The organism is Pseudomonas sp. NFPP28, from assembly GCF_900115535.1.
Classification (GTDB): domain Bacteria; phylum Pseudomonadota; class Gammaproteobacteria; order Pseudomonadales; family Pseudomonadaceae; genus Aquipseudomonas; species Aquipseudomonas extremorientalis.
Window position 1 is genome coordinate 80,033 of the sequence record NZ_FOWT01000002.1, and the last position, 22,234, is coordinate 102,266.

At 62.5% G+C, this 22,234-nt stretch carries 21 protein-coding genes; 13 read left to right on the plus strand and 8 right to left on the minus strand.

What is annotated here, in order from left to right:
• The first annotated feature begins 106 nt into the window (after nt 1-106).
• Together BM110_RS05725 and BM110_RS05730 are read left to right on the plus strand one after the other, a co-directional pair.
• Nucleotides 107-1,204 (plus strand): carboxynorspermidine decarboxylase, encoded by a 1,098-nt coding sequence (locus tag BM110_RS05725; protein WP_093512706.1) that lies wholly within the window; start codon nt 107-109, stop codon nt 1,202-1,204.
• Between the two features lie 28 nt (nt 1,205-1,232).
• Nucleotides 1,233-2,477 (plus strand): saccharopine dehydrogenase family protein, encoded by a 1,245-nt coding sequence (locus BM110_RS05730; protein ID WP_093123631.1) that lies wholly within the window; start codon nt 1,233-1,235, stop codon nt 2,475-2,477.
• 121 nt (nt 2,478-2,598) lie between these two features.
• Here the strand turns inward: BM110_RS05730 and BM110_RS05735 are convergent, their stop codons facing one another.
• Entirely contained in the window at nt 2,599-3,378 is a 780-nt protein-coding gene (locus tag BM110_RS05735) for an IclR family transcriptional regulator (protein WP_093512708.1), read from the minus strand.
• Between the two features lie 215 nt (nt 3,379-3,593).
• Between BM110_RS05735 and BM110_RS05740 the strand changes: the two genes are divergently transcribed.
• The 4 genes from BM110_RS05740 to BM110_RS05755 are packed head-to-tail and all read left to right on the plus strand — an operon-like array spanning nt 3,594 to nt 7,055.
• Entirely contained in the window at nt 3,594-4,376 is a 783-nt protein-coding gene (locus BM110_RS05740; protein WP_093512710.1) for an ABC transporter substrate-binding protein, read from the plus strand.
• On the plus strand, nt 4,373-5,041 hold the full coding sequence (locus BM110_RS05745) for an amino acid ABC transporter permease (RefSeq protein ID WP_092245245.1): 669 nt from the start codon (nt 4,373-4,375) through the stop codon (nt 5,039-5,041). Before BM110_RS05740 ends, BM110_RS05745 begins: the two co-directional genes overlap by 4 nt.
• Entirely contained in the window at nt 5,038-5,790 is a 753-nt protein-coding gene (locus BM110_RS05750; protein WP_093512712.1) for an amino acid ABC transporter ATP-binding protein, read from the plus strand. The genes BM110_RS05745 and BM110_RS05750 overlap by 4 nt, the downstream gene beginning before the upstream one ends.
• Nucleotides 5,787-7,055, plus strand: coding sequence for an NAD(P)/FAD-dependent oxidoreductase (locus tag BM110_RS05755; protein WP_092245242.1), 1,269 nt, complete (start codon nt 5,787-5,789; stop codon nt 7,053-7,055). Before BM110_RS05750 ends, BM110_RS05755 begins: the two co-directional genes overlap by 4 nt.
• Before the next feature lie 213 nt (nt 7,056-7,268).
• On the opposite strand, the gene glsB is transcribed toward BM110_RS05755, so the two are convergent.
• Nucleotides 7,269-8,177 carry a glutaminase B gene (gene glsB, locus BM110_RS05760; RefSeq protein ID WP_071491761.1) on the minus strand — a complete coding sequence of 303 codons (909 nt, stop codon included), beginning with the start codon at nt 8,175-8,177 and terminating at the stop codon, nt 7,269-7,271.
• Between the two features lie 168 nt (nt 8,178-8,345).
• Nucleotides 8,346-8,756 carry a hypothetical protein gene (locus tag BM110_RS05765; protein WP_093512714.1) on the minus strand — a complete coding sequence of 137 codons (411 nt, stop codon included), beginning with the start codon at nt 8,754-8,756 and terminating at the stop codon, nt 8,346-8,348.
• Between the two features lie 111 nt (nt 8,757-8,867).
• Here BM110_RS05765 and BM110_RS05770 point away from each other — a divergent pair, with 111 nt between their 5' ends.
• A complete protein-coding gene (locus tag BM110_RS05770) occupies nt 8,868-9,710 on the plus strand; it encodes an AraC family transcriptional regulator (protein ID WP_093512716.1) in 843 nt (280 codons plus the stop codon).
• 42 nt (nt 9,711-9,752) lie between these two features.
• On the opposite strand, the gene BM110_RS05775 is transcribed toward BM110_RS05770, so the two are convergent.
• Together BM110_RS05775 and BM110_RS05780 are read right to left on the minus strand one after the other, a co-directional pair.
• Nucleotides 9,753-11,078 (minus strand): LLM class flavin-dependent oxidoreductase, encoded by a 1,326-nt coding sequence (locus BM110_RS05775; RefSeq protein ID WP_071491764.1) that lies wholly within the window; start codon nt 11,076-11,078, stop codon nt 9,753-9,755.
• The gene (locus BM110_RS05780; RefSeq protein WP_093123661.1) at nt 11,075-12,013 is read right to left on the minus strand and encodes an aliphatic sulfonate ABC transporter substrate-binding protein; all 939 of its coding nucleotides are present in this window, start codon (nt 12,011-12,013) and stop codon (nt 11,075-11,077) included. The genes BM110_RS05775 and BM110_RS05780 overlap by 4 nt, the downstream gene beginning before the upstream one ends.
• A gap of 245 nt (nt 12,014-12,258) precedes the next feature.
• On the opposite strand from BM110_RS05780, the gene BM110_RS05785 reads away from it, so the two are divergent.
• A complete protein-coding gene (locus BM110_RS05785; protein ID WP_071491766.1) occupies nt 12,259-13,203 on the plus strand; it encodes an aliphatic sulfonate ABC transporter substrate-binding protein in 945 nt (314 codons plus the stop codon).
• Between the two features lie 175 nt (nt 13,204-13,378).
• Here the strand turns inward: BM110_RS05785 and BM110_RS05790 are convergent, their stop codons facing one another.
• From BM110_RS05790 to BM110_RS05800, 3 genes are read right to left on the minus strand one after another with little or no spacing between them, the layout of a single operon-like run.
• Complete coding sequence (locus BM110_RS05790) at nt 13,379-14,866, minus strand: FGGY family carbohydrate kinase (protein ID WP_093512718.1); 1,488 nt, start codon at nt 14,864-14,866, stop codon at nt 13,379-13,381.
• 5 nt (nt 14,867-14,871) lie between these two features.
• The gene (locus BM110_RS05795) at nt 14,872-15,804 is read right to left on the minus strand and encodes a transketolase family protein (RefSeq protein ID WP_092245224.1); all 933 of its coding nucleotides are present in this window, start codon (nt 15,802-15,804) and stop codon (nt 14,872-14,874) included.
• Nucleotides 15,794-16,630, minus strand: coding sequence for a transketolase (locus BM110_RS05800; protein WP_092245221.1), 837 nt, complete (start codon nt 16,628-16,630; stop codon nt 15,794-15,796). Before BM110_RS05800 ends, BM110_RS05795 begins: the two co-directional genes overlap by 11 nt.
• A 362-nt stretch (nt 16,631-16,992) precedes the next feature.
• Here BM110_RS05800 and BM110_RS05805 point away from each other — a divergent pair, with 362 nt between their 5' ends.
• The 5 genes from BM110_RS05805 to BM110_RS05825 all read left to right on the plus strand — a co-directional run bounded on the left by BM110_RS05805 (nt 16,993) and on the right by BM110_RS05825 (nt 22,231).
• Nucleotides 16,993-18,000 (plus strand): ABC transporter permease, encoded by a 1,008-nt coding sequence (locus tag BM110_RS05805; protein WP_071491770.1) that lies wholly within the window; start codon nt 16,993-16,995, stop codon nt 17,998-18,000.
• Nucleotides 18,001-18,050: 50 nt separating this feature from the next.
• Nucleotides 18,051-18,983 (plus strand): sugar ABC transporter substrate-binding protein, encoded by a 933-nt coding sequence (locus BM110_RS05810; protein ID WP_092245215.1) that lies wholly within the window; start codon nt 18,051-18,053, stop codon nt 18,981-18,983.
• Between the two features lie 15 nt (nt 18,984-18,998).
• Nucleotides 18,999-20,510: a sugar ABC transporter ATP-binding protein gene (locus BM110_RS05815; protein ID WP_092245212.1), complete on the plus strand. Its 1,512-nt coding sequence runs from the start codon at nt 18,999-19,001 to the stop codon at nt 20,508-20,510.
• A 131-nt stretch (nt 20,511-20,641) separates the two neighbouring features.
• Nucleotides 20,642-21,421 carry an SDR family oxidoreductase gene (locus BM110_RS05820; protein ID WP_256575376.1) on the plus strand — a complete coding sequence of 260 codons (780 nt, stop codon included), beginning with the start codon at nt 20,642-20,644 and terminating at the stop codon, nt 21,419-21,421.
• A gap of 9 nt (nt 21,422-21,430) precedes the next feature.
• Complete coding sequence (locus tag BM110_RS05825) at nt 21,431-22,231, plus strand: glucose 1-dehydrogenase (RefSeq protein WP_092245205.1); 801 nt, start codon at nt 21,431-21,433, stop codon at nt 22,229-22,231.
• Nucleotides 22,232-22,234: the final 3 nt, after the last annotated feature.

Sequence of the window (22,234 nt, forward strand, 5' to 3'; positions counted from 1 at the left end):
TCACAAACCGGACGCAGCAAAATCCGCCCACTAACCTTTCGATTCGATCCAAGTGCGGGCACAATGCGTGTCCTTTTTTGGCAGGCACCGCCGCAGGCTCTCAAAAATGATCAAAACGCCGTACTACCTCATCGATAAACAGAAGCTTCTGGTCAACATGCAGAAGATTGCTTACGTGCGCGAACAGTCCGGCGCCAAGGCTCTGCTGGCGCTCAAGTGCTTTGCCACCTGGTCGGTGTTCGACCTGATGCAGCAATACATGGACGGCACCACCTCGTCGTCGTTGTATGAGCTAAAGCTCGGCCGCCAGAAGTTCGAAGGCGAGGCGCACGCCTACAGCGTGGCCTGGGCCGACGACGAAATCGAAGAGATGCTGGATAACTGCGACAAAATCATCTTCAACTCCATCAGCCAGCTGCAGCGCTTTGCCGAGCGCAGCGAAGGCAAGACCCGCGGCCTGCGCGTCAACCCGCAGGTGAGCAGCTCCGACTACCTGCTGGCCGACCCGGCGCGTCCGTTCAGCCGCCTGGGCGAATGGGACCCGGTGAAGATCGAAGGTGTGATCGAGCAGATCTCTGGCTTCATGTTCCACAACAACTGCGAGAACGGCGACTTCAGCCTGTTCGACAAGATGCTCGGCGTCATCGAAGAACGCTTCGGCGCGCTGCTGCACAAGGTCGAGTGGGTCAGCCTCGGCGGCGGCATCCACTTCACCGGTGAAGACTATGCCGTGGACGCGTTCTGCGCCCGCCTGAAGGCGTTCTCCGAGAAGTACGGCGTGCAGGTGTACCTGGAACCCGGCGAAGCGGCAATCACCAACAGCGCCTCGTTGGAAGTGACCGTGCTCGACACCCTCTACAACGGCAAGAACCTCGCCGTGGTCGACAGCTCCATCGAAGCCCACCTGCTGGACCTGCTGATCTACCGCCTCAACGCCAAGCTGGCGCCGAGCGACGGTGAACACACCGTCATGGTGTGCGGCAAATCCTGCCTGGCCGGGGACATCTTCGGCGAGTATCAATTTGATCGTCCGTTGGCCATCGGCGATCGGCTGTCGTTCATCGACACCGCAGGCTACACCATGGTCAAGAAAAACTGGTTCAACGGCCTGAAAATGCCGTCCATCGTAGTGAAACAACTCGACGGTACAGTCGAGGTGGTTCGTGAATTTGGTTACGACGACTACCTGTCCAGCCTTTCGTAAGCTGGCGGATAAAGGAGAGATAAAGCAATTGAAAAAGAACGTTCTTATCATTGGTGCAGGAGGTGTCGCCAAGGTGGTGGCCCACAAGTGCGCGCAGCACAACGACGAACTCGGTCGTATTGCTATCGCGTCGCGCAACATCTCCAAATGCCAGGCCATCATCGACAGCGTCAAGGCCAAGGGTAGCCTCAAGGTGCCCGCCGATATCCAAGCCTTCGCGCTGAACGCCCTGGACGTGGAAGCGACCAAGGCCCTGATCCGCGAGACCGACTCGCAGATCGTCATCAACGTCGGTTCCGCGTTCCTCAACATGTCGGTTTTGCGGGCCTGCATCGACACCGGCGTTGCATACCTCGACACCGCCATCCACGAAGAGCCGGGCAAGGTCTGCGAGACCCCGCCGTGGTACGGCAACTACGAGTGGAACCACCTGGAAGAGTGCAAACAGAAGAACATCACCGCCATCCTTGGCGTGGGCTTCGACCCGGGTGTCGTCAACGCGTACGCCGCGCTGGCGCAGCAACAGCATTTCGACCGCATTGATTCGATCGACATTCTCGACGTCAATGCCGGCTCCCATGGCAAATACTTCGCCACCAATTTCGACCCGGAAATCAACTTCCGCGAGTTCACCGGACAGGTGTGGAGCTGGCAGAACAGCCAGTGGACCAGCAACACCATGTTCGAAGTCAAACGCACCGATGACCTGCCGGTCGTCGGTTCGCAGAACCTCTACCTGACCGGCCACGATGAAGTGCACTCGCTGTCGAAAAACCTCGACGTGCCCAACGTGCGTTTCTGGATGAGCTTCGGCGAACACTACATCAACGTGTTCACCGTGCTGAAAAACCTCGGCCTGCTTTCCGAAAAACCGGTCACCACCGCCGAAGGCCTGGAAGTCGTGCCGCTGAAAGTGGTCAAGGCCGTGCTGCCCGACCCGTCTTCGCTGGCACCGGGCTACACCGGCAAGACCTGCATCGGTGACCTGGTCAAGGGCACCAAGAATGGCCAGCCCCACGAGATGTTCATCTACAACGTGGCGTGTCATGAAGAAGCCTTTGCCGAGACCGACAGCCAGGGCATCTCCTACACCGCCGGCGTACCACCGGTGGCCGCAGCGCTGCTGGTGGCCCGTGGCGAGTGGGATGTGAAGCACATGGCCAACGTCGAGGAACTGCCGGCCGAGCCGTTCCTGAAGGCGCTGGATGTGATGGGCTTGCCGACTCGGATCAAAGACGAGAACGGTGATCGGGCTTGGGATGCGATTGCCTGAATAGGCAGCTGCAAGTGGGAGGGGGCTTGCCCCCGATAGCGGTGGATCAGTCACAGCTGTATTGACTGACCCACTGCAATCGGGGGCAAGCCCCCTCCCACATTGGGTTTCAGGGTGTCTGTTATTCCAGGTTACGGGCCGAGTTGCTCAGTGCCCTTGAGCATTGCAGAAGCGCCGGCGCCAACTGTTTCTCTGCATCCGCCCGAGTCCAGCGGCTGGTCGGCGCCACCACATGCACCGCCGCCACCGGTCGACCATTGGCACCCAGTACCGGCGCGCCGATGGTCATGTCGCCCAGGAACAGTTCCTGGCCGTTGACCGCATAGCCCTGCTCACGCACCTGCTGCAACGACGCCATGATTTCGTCGACTTCAGTCAGCGTCTGGCTGGTGTGGGCAATACGCTGACTGTTCTCGATCAACACCAGCGCTTCCTCCTGCGGCAACGCGCTCAAATACGCCCGCCCCGACGCCGTGCAGTACATCGGTACCCGCGAGCCGATCGGCATGTGCACCGGCACAAAGCCCGCGCTGACGAACCGTGCGATGTAGGTCATGTCGTAGCCCGCAGGCTCGGTGAGGCACGAGGTCTCGCCGGTCAGCCGGGTCAACTCCGACAGAAACGGATTCGCCACCTCGATCAACGAATGCGCATCCAGGTAACTGAAGCCCAACTCCAGCACCCGGGGTGTGAGTTGGTAATGCCGGGTGCGGGAGTGTTTCCGAAGGTAACCCAGGCTTTCGAGGGTAAACACCATGCGCTGGGCCGAGCTTTTGGTCATGCCGGCGGCCTCGGCCACCTCTGCAAGGCTCATGCTGCGGCGCTGTGCACTGAATGCCTTGAGAACCGACAGGCCTTTTTCCAGGGATTGGTTGTGCAGACTGTTGCGTTCTTCGGACATGGCGGACTCGCGGTCAGGTCGATCAGGCGTGGTGATATTTCTACCTTAAATCACAGAAATAGACCAATTAATATCGCATATCGATACGAACAGTTCATTTTGTCGATTTTCTATAGCGATATTCGATTCTAATCAATCGAAATGGCACAGAGCTTGCGATTTCATCGGCAGCCGCTTGCGGTACTGACTATCCGTTTTCCTTCTGGAGTAACCCGATGAACAGTCTTTCGCCCTTGTTTCGCCGCCTCGCCTTCGGTCTTTGCGCCACGCTGTGCGTCACCGCGGTGCACGCAGAAAGTGCGTCCTCGTACAAAGTCGGTGCAACGGCCAGTGGTTCGCCGTTTACCTTTCTCGACATCAAGAGCAACAGCATCCAGGGCGTGATGGTCGATGTGGCCGAGGCCGTGGGCAAGGCTGGCGGCTTTACCAGCCAGATCGAGCAGACCAACTTCGCTGCGCTGATCCCCTCTCTCACCTCCGGCAAGTTGGATTTTATTTCCGCCGGCATGCTCAAGACCGAAGAGCGCACCAAGGTCGTCGACTTCAGCGCCCCGGTGTACGCCTACGGCGAAGGCCTGATCATCAACGCCGACGACAACACCGCCTACCCCGACCTCATGCCTCTCAAGGACCAAGTGGTCGGCGTACAGGCCGGCACCGTCTTCTATGACCAGTTGAACAAGCTCGGCATCTTCAAGGAAATCCGCACCTACGACTCCATCGGCGAGATGGTCCGCGACCTGTCCCTGGGCCGCATCAAGGCCGCCGTGGGTGACCAGCCGGTGGTCGCCTACCAGATCCGCCAGAAGTTGTTCAAAGGCGTGAAACTCGCCCCTGACCACAAGCCCACCAACGTCGGCCAGGTGTGCCTGGTGGTGCGCAAGGGGGACGCGCAAACCCTGGAGCGCCTGAACACCGCCATTGCCAGCATCAAGGCAGACGGCACCCTTGACAGCATTCTCAAGAAGTGGGGCCTGGATACCCAGGTGCGCCCATGAAACCGGCGGAGTTCCTGCAGAACGCCCAGGACTTTTTGCCGATTCTGCTGCAAGGCGCGTGGGTGACGATCCAGATCACCGTGCTGTCGTTCCTGCTCAGCAGTGCCATCGGCCTGGTGCTGGCGTTACTCAAGCTGTCGCCGATCCGTGCACTGTCGTGGGCGGCGAGCACCATCATCAATGTGATCCGTGGGCTGCCGATCATCGTGCAGTTGTTCTACATCTACTTCGTGCTGCCGGACATGGGCGTGCACCTCACCGCGTTCTACGCGGGCGTGATCGGCATGGGCATCGCCTACTCGGCGTACCAGGCCGAGAACTTCCGCACGGGCATCATTGCCGTCGAACAGGGCCAGCGTGAAGCCGCCGAAGCACTGGGCATGCGCTCGGCGCTGATGATGCGCCGGGTGATCCTGCCGCAAGCGTTTCGCATCGCCCTGCCGCCGTACGGCAACACGTTGGTAATGATGCTCAAGGACTCGTCGCTGGTGTCCACCATCACCGTCGCGGAGATGACCCGCCAGGGCCAACTGATTGCCTCGTCGACCTTCCAGAACATGACCGTCTACACCCTGGTCGCCCTGCTCTACCTGCTGATGAGCCTGCCGCTGGTGTATGGCCTGCGCCGCATGGAACAGCACCTGGGCCGGAGGAAAAAAGCATGATCGAGATTCGCCAACTGCAAAAACACTACGGCAGCCACCGCGTGCTGCATGGCGTCGACCTCGACGTGGCCAAGGGCGAAGTGGTGTGCCTGATCGGCCCCTCGGGTTCGGGAAAATCCACCTTGCTGCGCTGCATCAACGCGCTGGAAGCCTACGACGGCGGCCACATCAACGTGTTCGGCGAAACCGTGCAGCGCGGCAGCAAGAGCGTGCACGCCCTGCGCAGCCGCATGGGCATGGTGTTCCAGCGCTTCAACCTGTTCCCCCATCGCACCGTGCTGGAGAACGTGATGGAAGGCCCGGTGTACGTCAAAGGCGACCCGCCCAGGCAGGCTCGCGAAGAAGCCCTGGTGCTGCTGGAAAAAGTCGGCCTGAGCGCCAAGGCCGAGGCCTACCCGGAGCAGCTCTCCGGCGGCCAGCAACAACGCGTGGCCATCGCCCGTGCACTGGCGATGAAACCCGAAGCCATGCTGTTCGATGAGCCCACCTCGGCCCTCGACCCTGAACTGGTCGGTGATGTGCTGGCGGTGATGCGCACCCTCGCCGATGAGGGCATGACCATGATCGTCGTCACTCACGAAATGGGCTTTGCCCGCGAAGTGGCCGACCGCGTGTGCTTCCTGCATGGCGGCTACATCGTCGAAAGCGGGCCGGCCGAACAGGTGCTGGGCAACCCGCAGCATGCGCGGACCCAGGACTTCCTGCGGCGCGTGCTGCACCCCACCGGCAACACGCGGAGCCTGTCATGAAGTCATTGTGGTCAGCGACTGCGCCCTCAGTGGTGCCGACGCCTGCGTTGAGCGAGTCGGTGAAGGTGGACGTGGCGATTGTCGGCGCCGGGTATACCGGCTTGTCGACGGCGCTGCATTTGGCCGAGCGCGGCGTCAGCGTGTGCGTACTGGAGGCCAACGAGCCGGGCTGGGGCGCATCCGGACGCAACGGTGGGCAAGTCAACCCGACGCTCAAATACGACCCGCAGCAACTGGTGCAGATGTACGGAGCGGAGCGCGCCGAACCGTTGATCTCGACTGTATCGAACTCGGCCGACCTGGTGTTCAAGCTGATCGAAAAACACGGCATCGATTGCGCGCCGGTACGCAAAGGCTGGATGCAAGTGTCGTACAGCGAAAAAGGCGTCGCCGGGCTGCACGCACGGGCAGATCAATGGGCCAGGCGCGGTGTACCCGTGCAGCGGCTGGATGCCGCAGCGGTGGCTTCGCGCATGGGCAGTGAGGCGTTTGCCGGTGGCTGGCTGGACGGTCGCGCCGGGGCGATTCAGCCTTTGGCCTATGCCCGTGGGCTGGTGGGCGCGGCGTTGGTGGCGGGTGTGCGGATCCATGGGCAGAGCGCGGTGACCGGGTTGCAGCGCCAGGGTTGCGGCTGGCAATTGCAGACGGCTGGCGGTGCGCAGGTCACGGCCGATCAAGTGGTGTTGGCCACCAACGGCTACAGCGGCAACCTGTGGCCGGGCATGGCGCAGAGCATCCTGGCGGCGAACAGTTTTATTGTCGCCACCAAACCCTTGAGCGGGCAAGCGGCGGACAGCATCTTGCCGGGGCAGGAAACCGTCTCCACCGCACAACGGCTGCTGCTGTACTTTCGCAAAGACAGCCATGGCCGCTTGCTGATGGGCGGACGCGGGCTGTTCAACGACCCCACGTCACCCACGGATTTCGCCCACCTGGAACGCTCGCTGGCGCTGCTGTTTCCGCAATTGGGGCCACTGGAATTCGAATATCGCTGGGCGGGCCGTATTGCGATCACGCGGGACTTCATGCCCCATGTGCACCAGCCCGCGCCAGGGTTGACGTTGGCACTGGGCTGCAATGGCCGTGGCATCGCACTGTGTACCAGCCTGGGGCAGCAATTGGCGGGGCGGTTGTGCGACAGCACGGCGGAGTTCGCCTACCCGGTAACGCCGTTGCAGCGCTTGCCGATGCATGGGTTGCAGCGGTTTTACATAGGGGCCGGGGTGGCGTGGTACAGCTTGCTGGATCGGCTCAATGTGAGCTGAACAGAGCCCTCACTCACACCACTCCCCATGTGAGAGTGGGCTTGCCCGCGACAGCGGTGTGTCAGCCGCTGGATGTGCTGGCTGATGTACCGCCATCGCAGGCAAGCCAGCTCCCACACTGGATCTCCTTTTCTGGGAGAACCTATTGCACGCGTAAAGCGATTAATACTCTCAATCGCCAACGGCGATCGCTCCCATGAACGGGGCGCACCCTCAAAACACCGACCACCCAATCCGCTCACTCAACAATTCCAACGCCTTCATCCCCGCCAGCGAGTTCCCCGCCGTATTCAACTCCGGCGACCACACGCACACCGTAAATTGCCCCGGCACCACCGCGACAATCCCGCCGCCCACCCCGCTCTTGCCCGGCAACCCCACGCGATAGGCAAAATTGCCTGCCTCGTCGTACAGCCCGCTGGTGGCCATGATCGAGTTGACCTGCTTGGTCTGGCGCGCCGTTAAAATCTGTTCGCCGCTGTGGGCACTCGTGCCTTCATTGGCCAGGAAGCTGAATGCCTTGGCCAAGTCCAGGCAGCTCATCTGCAAGGCGCAGTAGTTGAAATAGCTGTGCAGCACCGCGTCCACGTCGTTGTGGAAGTTGCCAAAGGATTTCATCAGGTAGGCCATGGCGGCGTTGCGGGCACCGTGCTGAGCCTCGGATTCGGCGACGACGCTGTTGACCAGGATCTGCGGGTTGCCCGACAGGCGCCGGACGAAATCGCGCATTGACAAGATCGGCACGGCGAAGCGCGATTGGTTGATGTCGCAGATCACCAGCGCACCGGCGTTGATGAACGGATTACGCGGGCGGCCACGTTCGAATTCCAGCTGCACCATGGAGTTGAATGGCTGCCCCGAAGGCTCATGGCCCAGGCGTTCCCAGATGGTTTCGCCACCGTGGTCGATGGCCTGCACCAGGCTGAACACCTTGGAAATGCTCTGCACCGAGAACAGCGTGTCGGCGTCACCGGCGCAGTAGGCCGAGCCGTCGTTGCCGTACACGGCGATGCCCAATTGGTTGGCAGGCACATCGGCCAATGCCGGGATGTAATCGGCAACTTTGCCGAGGCCGATCAGGGGGCGCACTTCGTCGAGGATCGACTCCAGCAGCGCCTGCATGTCTTGTCCAGTCATCTGTCTTTGAATCGGTGGTAAGCGGGGCGCGGAGGATACCTGAAACACGCAGGTCAAGCTTGATCAGGGGCGCTTCGCCCCCCAACGCGGGGCAAGCCCGCTCGCCACAGAGGGAGTGGGGACTCCCTCGCCACAGCTCGATGTTGCGTGCGTTCAAAAGTGCGCCACATCCGACACCCGCTCATCCAGCACATCCCGCGCCAGTGCCCAGGCCCGGTCACGGGATTCCACCACCAGCAACGGATAACCCCAGGCCTTGCTGAACATCGCGGCAAACGGCTTGAGCGCCAGGCGCTGCGCGGCACTGGGCTCGACCTGGATCATGCCTTTGACGTAGGTATGCAGCGCCTGTTTGTTTTTCTTCATCCAGATCGACGCTTGCTTGCGCTCCTCATGGGAGTGTTGGTGATTGTTCTCGTCCACGGATTTTTCGTGCAGCAGCAGGAACGGTTGCTGCCGGGCCAGCAGGCTTTCGAACACGGCGAAGGCATCCTCCGGCCCACCTTCATTGGGCGCATCAAAGACGATTTTCACCACCGGGAATGTTGAACTGTCGAGTCGCATGGCCGAGCTCCTTGTTGAGAATTTATCTCACTATAAGGTTCAAGCCGCTGGACGGCATTGCACAGAATAGCCAGACTGTTTCGCAATTCAGCCAACCTGCGATCCCTTGTCATGAAACACCATCGCCTGGAAATGCACGATCCGTCACTGTCCAGAGACGCCGACGTATTCCCCCGCGCCGTAGTGGCCGTAGGGGCCACCGCCACGTCGGATACCTGGGAACATACCCAGCATGCCCATCGCAAAGGCCAACTGATGTACACCTTGCGCGGGGTCATCCATTGCGAGATTGAGGCCGGTATCTGGATCGTGCCGCCGCAATGCGCGCTGTGGATTCCCGGCGGAACGCCTCACGCGGCACGGGGGGCTGGCGCTGCGGAAGTCTATTGCCTGCTGATCGACCCCGATGCCGCCTGCGCCCTGCCCCGGCAATGCTGCACGCTGGCGGTGTCGGCCCTGTTGCATGAGCTGATCAGCAAGGCGGTGAGTTTCCCGCAACTGTATGACGAGCACGGCGCCCAGGGCCGTTTGATCAGTACCTTGCTGGATGAATTGGCCGTCGCGCCTGTTGAAGCCCTGCACCTGCCCATGCCACAAGATCCGCGCCTGCGTCGCCTGGCCGACAGCCTGCTGGCTGAACCGGCGGACAAGTCCACACTCGGTCAATGGGCGGTGCGCATCGGCATGAGCGAACGCAGCATGACGCGCCTGCTGCTGGAGGAACTGGGCCTGAGTTTTGGCCGTTGGCGCCGGCAGTTGCATGTAATCCTGTCGCTGCAACGCCTGGCCAGGGGTGAGAGCGTGCAACGCGTGGCCCTGGACCTGGGCTATGAGAACGCCAGCGGTTTTATCACCATGTTCCGCAAGACGGTAGGCCAGCCGCCGGCGCGTTACCTGGCGGACCGCGCCGGGGCATTGAGCTCGCTGGCCCCGGCGACGATTGCGCTGAACTGAAGGGGCTGGCTACCCGGACCTGCAGGCCTGCTCGCCACACAGTCAACTGTCCAGATCAGCCAAGCCCAAATGCTCACGCAACGTCGCCCCTTCATACGCGGTGCGGAACAGCCCCTTGCGCTGCAAATGCGGAATCACGCTCTCGACAAACTCCGTGAACGAGCCCGGCAAATACCCCGGAGAGATCACAAACCCGTCGCAACCGCCCTGCTCGAACAGCTCGGCCAGTTGATCGGCAATCTGCGCGCCGGTACCCACCAATTGCGGCACGCGCACGCTGCTGGCGAAGATGCGCCCGAGTTGTTCCAGGGTGGTTTGCGGGCCTTGCATCAATAGCTTTTCCGCCGCAGCCGGGTGGATCAGTGGCGACTGGGCGATCTCGGCCAGTGTCGCCGAAAGCGGGAATGGCGACAGGTCCACATTCAACTGCGAGGCCAGTGTCACCAGCCCCAGTTCCGGACGGGCCAGCGCATTGTGCCGATCGCGCTTGGCGCGGGCCTCCGCCTCGCTGCCGCCCATGAACGGCATCACCGCCGTCAGCACTTTGCAGCTGTCGGCGTCGCGCCCCTGCTGCACCACCTGGGCACGCACGTCATCGCGGAATGCACGCATGGCCGCCAAGTGCGGATGGATAGTGAAGATCGCCTCGGCCCAACGCGCACCGAAGCGCCGACCACGCCCGGAAGAGCCGGCCTGGATCAGTACCGGTCGGCCCTGGGGCGTGCGCGGGATATTCAGCGGGCCTTCGACCCTGAACCACTCGCCCTGGTGCTGCACCGAACGGATCAATCCAGGGTCTGCCAGCACGCCGCTTTCGCGGTTCAGTTTCAGCGCGTCCTTGCCCCAGCTGTTCCACAGTTTCAGCGCAACTTCAACAAACTCATCGGCGCGGTCGTAGCGCAGGTCGTGCTCCAGGTGCTTGTCCTTGCCGAACAGGCGACCCTCGCTGTCGTTCATCGAGGTGACGATGTTCCACGCCGCGCGGCCCCTGGACAGGTGGTCGAGGGTGGCGAATTCACGGGCGATGTGCGCCGGTTCGTAATAGGTGGTGGACCGCGTTGCGCCCAGGCCCAGCCTGCTGGTCTTGCCGACCAGGTAAGACAGGATCGGCAACGGGTCCAGACGCGTGGCGTCCTGGGCGCCGTAGCGCAAGGCCAACTCGCGCGAGCCGCCCATCTGGTCGCCCACGGCCAGGCGGTCGGCGAAGAACAGGAAGTCGAACAGCCCCTCTTCCACCACCTTGGCGACCCGCGCGTAGTACTCGGGGTCGAGGTAATTGCCGACGGTTTCCGGGTGGCGCCACACCGCGTGGCTGTGCACCACGGGCCCACTCAACAGGAACGCGGATAAATGGATCTGGCGGCTCATGGCTTGGGCGTCCACACGGTAATGGCGCTGACCTGCAACGGCTTGGGAATCAGCTTGGCGGCGTAATAGGTGTCGGCGATGCGCTGTTGCTCGGCGAGGTTGTCCAGCTTGACCGGGATGATGTCGTAGCTGCGGCGGCTATTGGCGCGCTCGACCGTGGCCGGGGCGATATTGCCCCACAGCGGGCCAAGGATGGCGGCGGCTTCCTTGGGATGGGCCTTCACCCATTGGCCGGTCTCGCGCAGGGTGTCGAAGGTCACCTGCAACACGTCCGGGTGGGCCTTGGCGAACGTCGTCGTCGCCAGATAGAAACGGTTGTAGTCGGCCAGGCCGTCCTTGCCGTCGGCGATTACCCGCACATGGTGATCCAACTGTTGGGTGGCGAAGAACGGGTCCCAGATCACCCACGCGTCGACACTGCCATTAGCGAAGGCCGCGCCGCCATCCGGGGCTTCCAGGTAACGCGGGGTGATATCGGCCAGGGTCAGCCCGGCCTTTTTCAACGCCGAGATCAGCAGGTAGTTGCTGCCCGAGCCCTTGGACACGGCAACGGTCTTGCCCTTGAGGTCGGCGATGCTGTGGATCGGCGACGAGTCCTGAACGATGATCGCCTGGGCGCCCGGCGATGCGTTTTCCTGGGCGTAATAGGTCAGCGGTGCATCGGCGGCCTGGGTAAACAGCGCGAAAGCGTCAGCCACATCGGCGTGCAGGTCGACGCTGCCGGCATTCAGCGAGCTGAGCAGGCCGGTGCTGAATTCATGCCAGTTCACCGTGAAGCCCAGGGGCTTGAGGCGCTGTTCCAACTGGCCATTTTGCTTGAGCAGGATCCACAGGGTGGATGAGCGCTGGTAGCTGATATCCAGGGTTTGCTCGGCCTGGGCCGCCGTGGCGGCGAACAGCAGGCTGGCGGCGACGATTAGTTTTTTGAACGTCATGGGAGGCCTTGGCGAGGAAGAAATGAAGGGCGCTGCTTATGCCAAAAAACCGCGTCAGGCCTGGCAATAAAGCTTGTTCGATTATATTAACGATGAGCAATGATGAAAGAATCTTATAATTCTATGGTTATGCCCAATTCATAGGCGGCAGGGAAAAGCGTCCTAAGCTCAGATCGAAAGAGTATTTAACGAATAGTTTTTAGAACTTTAAGCTCAGGCCTATTTCGTCGCAGATCGAGCTCGCCATGTCCCTACGTCACCCCTTCGCCGCACTCCTCGGCTTGCTGGCTCTGTCCGTCGCCATCAGCGCGCAGGCCCAGGAAACCGTACGCATCGGTTACCAGAAGTCCTCGACCCTGATCACCCTGCTGAAAACCCAGGGCACCCTGGAAAAAGCCCTCAAGGCCGACAACATCGACGTGAGCTGGCACGAGTTCCCCAGCGGCCTGCCGCTGCTCGAAGCACTGAACGTGGGCAATGTGGATATCAGCGCCGACGTGGCCGACACCGTGCCGATCTTCGCCCAGGCGGCCCAGGCCAAACTCACCTACTTCGCCCAGGAAGCGCCCTCGCCCGCCGCCCAGGCCATCGTGGTACGCAAGGACTCGCCGATCCAGAACCTGGCGGACCTCAAGGGCAAGAAGATCGCCGTGACCAAGGCCGCTGGCACCCACTACTTGCTGATCGCCGCACTGGCCAAGGCGGGGCTGGCCTTTTCGGATATCGAACCGGCCTACCTGTCACCCGCCGACGGTCGCGCGGCGTTCGAGAACAACAAGGTGGACGCCTGGGTTACCTGGGAACCCTTCCTGACCAGCGTGCAGCGCCAATTGCCCACACGCACCCTGGCGGACGGCGCAGGGCTGGCCAGCTACAAGCGTTACTACCTGACCGGTACGCCGTACGCCAAGGCGCACCCGGAAGTATTGAGGGTGGTGTACGAGCAGTTGGAAAAAGCCGGGCAGTGGGTGAAAACCCACCCCCAGGATGCAGCCAAGGTACTGGGGCCGTTGTGGGGCAACCTGGATGTAGCGACGGTGGAAGCAGCCAATGCGCACCGCAGCTACCTGGTGCAGCCGGTGACGCTCGATCAGTTGGGCGAACAGCAAAAAATCGCCGATGCGTTCTTCAAGGCGGGGTTATTGCCCAAGGCGGTGGATGCCAAGGATGTACAGACCTGGAAACCTTGAGGGCGTAACAGGGAATACTGCAACTGTGGCGAGCGGGCTTGCCCCGCGTTGGGTTGCGAAGCGACCCTGGAAGGAGGAATGCGGTGAGTCAGGCACTCTTCGGCCGCTGGTGTGGGGGCTGCTTCGCAGCCCGACGCGGGGCAAGCCCGCTCGCCACAGATTTGGATCACGATGGTCACAACAGGGTGCGGGCCAGGGCCTTTTTCCATTCGCTGTAACGCCCCGCCATCGCGGGATCATCCTGCGGCTCAAACCGCTCCCGCTGCCGCTCCCGCTGCCGCTCCAGCGCCCCCAGCGCTGCATCGCTCGCCCACACCCCCGACGCCCTCCCCGCCAGGTGCGCCGCGCCCAATGCCGAGACTTCGGGTGACAGGCTGCGCACCACCGGGCGTTGCAGCAGGTTGGCGAGGAACTGCATCAGCCAACGGTTGCGCGTCGCACCGCCGTCCACCCACAGCTCTTTCAACGGGCTGCCGATGTCCTGCTGCATGGCCTCGAACACATCGCGAATCTGATAACCGATGGACTCCAGCGACGCCCGCAGGATATGCGCACCGGAGGTGGCCTCGGTCAGCCCACAGATCAGACCCCGTGCATCGGCCTTCCAGTGGGGCGCGCCCAGCCCGGACAACGCCGGCACGAAATACACGCCGCCGTTATCCGACAGTTGCGCCGCCTGCTCGGTCAGGGCATCGAGGGATTCCCCCGCCACCAGGCGCGAGGCCCACTGCACGGCGGCGCCGGTATGGACGATGTTGCCTTCCATGCCGAACGTCGGTTGACCACCGTCGTGCCAGGCCAGGGTGGTGGACAAGCCGTGAGTCGAGGCAATCGGGCCGCCCATGGGCGTCATCAACGACGACCCTGTACCCAGTGTCGCTTTCACCAGCCCCGGCGCAAAGCCGCCCTGCCCGTACAGCGCAGCGTGGGAGTCGCCAATCATCGACATTACCGGGATGCCGGCGGGCAACCCGCCCGCCGCAACGGTTTCGGCAAAAAAGCCTGCACTGGGCTGGATGGGGGCCAATGCGGCCAATGGAATCTTGAACAGCGCCAGCAGCGCCGGGTCCCAGGCACAGGTGTGCAGGTTGAACAGTTGCGTGCGGGCGGCATTCGAGTAGTCGGTGGCGAACGCCTGGCCGCCGCTGAGTTTCCACAGCAACCAGCTGTCCACCGTGCCCAGGCAGATATCACCGGCAGCGGCGCGTGCGTGGCCATCCTCAAGGTGGTCGAGAATCCAACGGAACTTGCCGGCCGAGAACATCGGGTCCAAGGCCAACCCGGTTTTTTCCAGGATCAGCGCTTCGTGCCCCTGCTCATGCAACTGGGCACACAACGCGGTGGAGCGCCGGCATTGCCAACTGATGCACGGCGACAGCGCTTCGCCGGTATGCCGGTCCCAGGCCACCACCGATTCTCGCTGGTTGCTGATGGCCAGCGCGGTGATCGGCCGGTCCACCTGGGCCAGGCACTCCTCAATGGCGGCCAGGGTGCTGTGCCAGATCAGCAGCGGGTCCTGCTCGGAAAACCCCGGCTGCGGATGGGTAATGCTCAGCGGCCGCGAGCCCCGCGCAATCACCTGTCCGCGCTCGTTGACCAGCACCGCCTTGGCGTTGCTGGTGCCTTCATCTATCGCCAGGATCAGCGGCGTATTGTCTGTCATCGCATTCACCGCAACCGAGTGGCAGCCGCCACAATCCCAGCCGCGTCGATGTTATGCAAGGCGCGGGTCGGTTCGCGAGCGCCGGCGGCGGCATATTCACCATCGCCGATGCCCAGGCGCACCAGGGCAATCCCCAGCCCGGCTTCGGCCAGCACTTCGGCCACCAGGCTGCCGACGCCACCGTTGATGTTGTGCTCTTCGACCGTGATGACCGCCCGCGTGCCTCGCAGGGCGCTGAGCAACACGTCACGCTGCAATGGCCGGATCGACGACAGGTTGATCACCTGCGCCTGGATACCCTGCTCCGCCAGCACCCGTGCCGCATCCAGCGCTTCATGCACCACCGAGCCCAGGGCGACGATGCTCACGTCCGCGCCCTGGCGCAGGATATCCACCTGCCCTGGGGCAAATTGATAGTCGCCCGTGTGCAGGTCCGGCAACGCCTTGCCGTCAAGCCGGATATACACCGGGCCGTGGTAGCGCAGCGCGTAGTCGACGATCTGCCGGCATTCAAGCGCGTCGGCCGGAGCAAAGATCTGCACGTTGCCAAAGCCGCGCATTACCGAAATATCGTCGAGGCTGTGGTGCGTGCTGGCCAACGGGCCGTAACTGGCACCGGCATTCAGGCCGAACATCTTCACGTTGGCCTGGTTGTAGCAGACGTCGACTTTGATCTGCTCATTGGCCCGCGAAATCAGGAATGGCGCTGCGTTGCAGGTCGCAGCGATCTTGCCGCCCAGGGCAAGGCCCGCCGCGACGCTGACCAGCGACTGCTCGGCAATCCCCACATTGATCAGACGCTCGGGAAAGCGCTGCACAAACGGCCCGATCTTGGCCGTGGAGGTGGAATCGCTGACCACCGGCACCACGTCCAGCCCGGCATCGACGGCGGCAATAAAGGCTTCCACCATGACGCTCGCCAGATGTTCACTCGCCATGATTCAACTCCTCCAGTGCCGCGTTGATTTCATCACCCTTGGGCACGCGGTGGTGCCATTCGGGACGGGCTTCGATAAACGACACGCCCTTGCCTTTGATGGTGTGGGCGATCAGCACCTGGGGCGCGCCGGTCTTGGCCTGCATGCTTTCCAGGGCTTCGATCAACTGGCCCGCGTCGTTACCGTCGCACTCGCTGACACGAAAACCGAAGGCCGCCCATTTCACGTCCAGCGGGTCCAGCGGCATGATGTCCGCCGTCAGGCCCGCCAGTTGCAGCTTGTTCTTGTCGACGATCACGAACAGGTTATCCAGGCCGTATTTGGCCGCCGCCATCGCCGCTTCCCAGTTGGAGCCTTCAGCCAATTCACCGTCGCCGGTCAGCACATAGATGCGTTTTTTGCTGCCGGACATCTTCGCCGCCAGCGCCAGCCCCACCGCCACCGGCAGGCCGTGCCCGAGGGCGCCGGTGTTCAGTTCGATGCCAGGGGTTTTCTGCCGCACCGGGTGACCCGGCAGGTGGGAGTTGAAGTGCTGGTAGGTGGGCAGCCAGTCGACGGGGATGTAGCCCGCCTGCGCCAGGCAGCAATACAAACCACCGACACCGTGGCCCTTGCTCTGGATATAGATATCGCGCTCAGGGTCTTCAGTGCGTTCCGGCCCGGTATTGAGAATGCGGAAATACAGGGTGGCAAGAATATCGGTTTCCGAGAGATCGGCCCCGGTGTGGCCGCCGGCCGGTGAGTCGGCATTCAGGCGGATCACATGGCGCCGGATCAGGCGGGCCTGTTCTTTGATCTGGTGGGCGTCGTACTGGAAGGCATTCATGCAGCGGCTCCTTTGAGGCTGACCACGCGGGGTAAAAGTGTGCAAAGCTGTATTTGAATATTTATTCAGCAGTGACAATATATTTCTATTTAGACGCCGAACGCTCGACAGGTCAAGTGAATGACCGGTGGAAAAATCAAATAAAACCTGGAAATGTCCCTCGGACAAACGGCCGAAATCCCACACGCGCGTATCTATCCCGTGGCTTTGCGCCGGATGAAAATCGCAATCCAGAGGCCTGTTGGAAAAATTAAGCGCTTGACATTGCCACGGTGGCACTGGAATCTGAATTAACAGTCAAGCACGCATAAATATTCAGCGCACTTGAAAGCACTCCAAAAAAAATAAATCAGGAGAACACTGTGGACGCCAAAGCTACTGTCCAGCATCCGGCCGAACTCAAGCCGCCCCACCGCCCCCGGTTGGTGAAACTGCTTCCCAGCAATATCGGCGGCCCGCTGATCGGCCTGGTGTTGCTGGTGCTGGTCTTCTCCTTCAGTTCCGAATTCTTCTTCTCGCTGCGCAATGGCCTGAACATTCTTGATCAGGTCACGGTGCTGGGCATCCTCGCAATTGGCATGACCGCCGTGATCGTGATCGGCGGCATCGACCTGTCGGTGGGGTCGGTGCTGGCCTTCTCGATGATGATGCTCGGCTGGCTGTACCAAGATCAGGCGGTGCCACTGGGGTTTGCGATCCCGATCTCGATAGCCAGCGGCATGCTCGCCGGGCTGGTGTCCGGCGCCTTGATCACCTATGCCAAGCTGCCGCCGTTCATTGCCACGCTGACCATGATGTCGGTGGCCCGTGGCCTGGCGAACATCCTCACCGAAGGCCGGCAGATCGTCGGTTACCCGGACTGGTTCACCAGCCTGGCCACGGTGCGTCACTTCGGCTTTCTCTCGGCAACCGTCGGGCTGTTCCTGGTGATGCTGGTGGTGGCCTGGGTGTTCCTGCGCTTTCGCGCCGGCGGCCGTAACCTGTACGCCATGGGCGGCAGCCCGGAGGTGGCGCGCCTGTCCGGCATCAAGGTGCGGGCGATCACCCTGTGGGTATACGCCATCAGCGGTGCGCTGGCCGGCATCGCCGCCGTGACCCTGGCCGCGCGCCTGGACTCGTCTCAACCCAGCGCCGGCCTGAGCCTGGAACTGGACGCCATCGCCGCCGTCGTAATTGGCGGCGCCAGCCTCAGCGGTGGCGTCGGCAGCATCGGCGGCACCCTGGTCGGTGTGCTGATCATTGGCGTGCTGCGCAATGGTCTCAACCTGCTGGGCGTTTCGCCCTTCATTCAGCAAGTGGTGATCGGCGTGGTCATCGCCCTCGCCGTGACCATCGACACCCTGCGACGCCGCTCCAGCACTGCCCGTTAAACCTGTTCGACAGTTGACACCCTCCAACAATAAAACCAGGAGTCACCGACATGTTCAGCCCCAAGAAACTGCTGTTGGCCACCGCCCTCGCGGCTGCCACCCTCACCGCTGCCGGCACCACCTGGGCCAAGGACCTGACCATCGGCCTGGCCGTGGCCAACCTGCAGGCCGACTTCTTCAACCAGATCAAGCAATCGGTGGAAGCCGAGGGCAAGGCCAAGGGCATCAAGGTGATCACCGTGGATGCCCAGGGCAACTCCTCCACCCAGGTCAGCCAGATTGAAGACCTGATCACCCGCCAGATCGATGTGCTGATCTATATCCCTGCTGGTGCCACTGCCGCCGGCGTCCCGGTAAAAGCCGCCAAGGCCGCCGGCATCCCGGTGATCGCCGTGGACCGCAACGCACCCGATGCACCGGGTGACACCTTTATCGCCAGCGACAGCGTCGCCGGGGCCAAGACCCTGGCCGAATACGTCGGCAAGATCACCGATGGCAAGGGTCGCATCGCGATCCTGCAAGGCCAGCTCGGCACCACCCCCGAGAACGATCGAGCCAAGGGTTTCGAAGAAGGCTTGAAAGCTTTCCCGGACCTCAAGGTCGTCGCCCAGCAACCCGCCGAGTGGGCCCAGGACAAAGGCTTCGCCGTGGCCCAGGACCTGCTCCAGCGTGACCCGAACATCACCGTGTTCTTCGGCCGTGCCGATGCCATGGCCTTGGGCGCTGCCCAGGCGGTGAAGGTCGGCAACCTCGACCACAAGGTCGTGGTGGTCGGTTTCGACGGTGACGTCGCCGGGCTCAAGGCCGTGGAAAGTGGCGTGCTGAATGCAACCATGACCCAGCAGACCCAGAAGATGGGCCGCCTGGCCGTGGCATCGGCCATCGACCTGAACGCCGGCAAGGCCGTGCCCAAGGAGCAACTGTTGCCCACTGTGCTGACCACCAAAGAAAACGTCGCGCCGTTCCTGCAACAGCACCCGTAAGCCTTGGAGGTCGTCATGCAAGCAGCAGCCCTGGACACCGCCCACGCCGACGCGGTGCTGTGCCTGCGCAATATCGGCAAGGCCTATGGGCCGGTGCAGGTACTGTCGCAGGTCAATGTGGACATCCGCCCCGGCGAAGTGCTGGCCCTGCTCGGTGAGAACGGTGCGGGCAAGTCGACCTTGTCGTCGATCATCGCCGGGCTGGTACAGCCTGAAGCCGGGGGCAGCATGACCTGGCGCGGCGCGCCTTACGCGCCCGCCTCGCCCGGTGCGGCGCTGGGCGCCGGGATCGGTCTGATCCACCAGGAAATCCGCCTGCTGCCGCAATTGTCGATCGCCGAGAATATCTTCGTCGGTCGCCTGCCCATGCGTCATGGGCGGGTGGACCGCGCGTACATGGAGGCCCAGGCGCAGATCCAGCTGGAGCGCCTGGGGCTCAAAGTGCCGGCATCGCACAAGGTCGAAGGCCTGAGCGTGGCGGCCCAGCAATTGGTGGAAATCGCCAAGGCGCTGACCCTCAAGGCCAGCCTGTTGATTCTGGATGAACCCACTGCGGCATTGGGCGGCGAAGAAACCGAGTTGCTGTTCAAACAGGTGGAACGGCTCAAGGCCGAGGGCGTGTCGTTTATCTATATCAGCCACCGCCTGGAAGAAATCGCACGCATCGCCGACCGTGTGCTGGTACTGCGCGACGGACGCCAGATCGCCTTGCACGCCACCGCCCAGGTGCCGGTGCGCGAACTGGTGGAACAGATGGTCGGGCGCAGCCTGGAGCGGATTTTCCCCGCCCTTCAAGCGCCACAGGATCGCGTGATGTTGCAGGTCAAGGACCTCAGCTGCCGCGAATTTGCCTTGCACGGCATCGATTTCAGCGTGCGCGCCGGCGAAGTGTTCGGCATTGCCGGCGTGGTCGGCGCCGGGCGGACCGAACTGGTGCGCACTATTGCCGGCGCAGCACAGGATGTCCAAGGCCACCTGGTACTCGACGGTCAAGTACGCCAGCTGCGCTCGCCCTTCGAGGCGATCCAGGCCGGCGTGGTGCTGGTGCCCGAGGACCGCAAGCAGCAAGGCGTGGTGGTGGAACACCGCATCGAAGACAACCTGATCTACGGCAACACCGACCTGCTGGACAAGCGCGGCTGGGTATTCCCTGCCCCGCTGCGCGAATTCGCCCGCACGGCGGTGGCCCGGCTGGGGGTGAAAGGTGCGCCGCAGTCGCGCATCTCCAGTTTGTCCGGTGGTAACCAGCAGAAGGTGATCATCGCCAAATGGCTGGCGCGCAACCCCAAGGTCTTCATCCTGGATGAACCGACCCGCGGCATCGACGTGGGTGCGCGGGCGGCGATCTATGAAGTGATCGCGGACCTGGCGGCCAAAGGCATGGCGGTGATTGTGGTGAGCTCGGATCTGGATGAGGTGCTTGGTTTGTCGCACCGCGTCCTGGTCATGAGCCGGGGCCGGCAGATGGGGATTCTGGAACGTGGCGAGGCCACCCCCGTGTCGGTGATGGAAATGGCGACTGCCTGACCCACAAACAATGAAGATCCAATGTGGGAGGGGGCTTGCCCCCGATAGCAGTGGTTCAATTGAAAAATTTATAACTGATACACCGCCATCGGGGGCAAGCCCCCTCCCACAGGGGTCGGCTGTGATTTCAAATAACGGAGTTATCCATGCAGCTTTTTAGTCTTCAAGGCCAAGTGGCCTTTGTCACCGGCGCCGGCAGCGGCATTGGCCAGGCGATTGCCGTGGGGCTGGCCGAGGCCGGCGCGGATGTGGCCTGCTTCGATCTACCGGGCAGCCCCGGCATCGCCACCACCGTCGAACGCATCCAGGCCCTAGGCCGTCGTGCCCTGGCCTTGAGCGGTACGGTCACCGAGCGCGCCGCACTGGACGCGGCGGTGGCACGCACCGAAGCCGAACTGGGCCAACTGAGCGTCGCGGTCAACTGCGCCGGCATCGCCAATGCCCAGGCCGCCGAAGACCTGGACCTGCAACGCTGGCAGACCACCCTGGACATCAACCTCACCGGAATTTTCCTCAGTTGCCAGGCCCAGGCCGCCGTGATGTTGCCCCGTGGCAAAGGCGCCATCGTCAATATCGCCTCGATGTCCGGCAGTATCGTCAACCGTGGCTTGCTGCAAGCGCACTACAACACCTCCAAGGCCGGTGTGATTCACCTGAGCAAGAGCCTGGCGATGGAATGGGCCGACAAGGGCTTGCGGGTCAACTGCATCAGCCCCGGCTACACCGCCACGCCGATGAACTCGCGCCCGGAAGTCGCCGACCAGGTGAAGATCTTTGAACAGACCACGCCCATGGGCCGCATGGCCAGCGTGGAAGAAATGGTCGGCCCGGCGATTTTCCTGGTCAGCCAGGCCTCGTCTTTCTGCACCGGTGTCGACCTGTTGGTCGATGGCGGCTTTGTGTGCTGGTAGGAGTTCGTCATGTCCCAACGATTCAACGGTAAAACTGTGGTCATCACCGGTGCCTGCCGGGGCATCGGCGCCGGCATTGCCGAGCGTTTCGCCCAGGAAGGCGCCAACCTGGTACTGGCTTCCAACGACCTGGAACGCGTGACCTTCACCGCCGACCAACTGGCCCGGGAATACCAGGTCGACACCCTGGCCCTGGCCATCGACGTCACCCGTGAAGACGATATCGAAAAGCTCTACCGCGAAGGCCACGCCCGTTTTGGCAGCATCGACGTGTCGGTGCAGAACGCCGGCATCATCACCATCGACCACTACGACAAGATGCCCCGTGCCGATTTCGACAAGGTGCTGCAGGTGAATACCACCGGCGTGTGGCTCGGCTGCCGGGAGGCCGCCAAGTACATGGTCAAGCAAGGCAGCGGCCGGCTGATCAACACCTCCTCCGGCCAGGGCCGCCAGGGGTTCATCTACACGCCCCACTATGCCGCGAGCAAAATGGGCGTGATCGGCATCACCCAGAGCCTGGCGCTGGAACTGGCGCGGCATAACATCACGGTGAATGCATTCTGCCCCGGCATCATCGAAAGCGAGATGTGGGACTACAACGACCGGGTGTGGGGCGAGATCCTCAGCACTGACGAGAAGCGCTACGGCAAGGGTGAATTGATGGCCGAATGGGTCAAGAACATCCCCCTGCGCCGCGCCGGCAAACCCTCGGATGTGGCGGGCCTGGTGGCGTTTCTCGCCTCGGACGATGCCGCCTACCTGACCGGCCAGGCGATCAATATCGACGGCGGCCTGATCATGTCGTAAGGG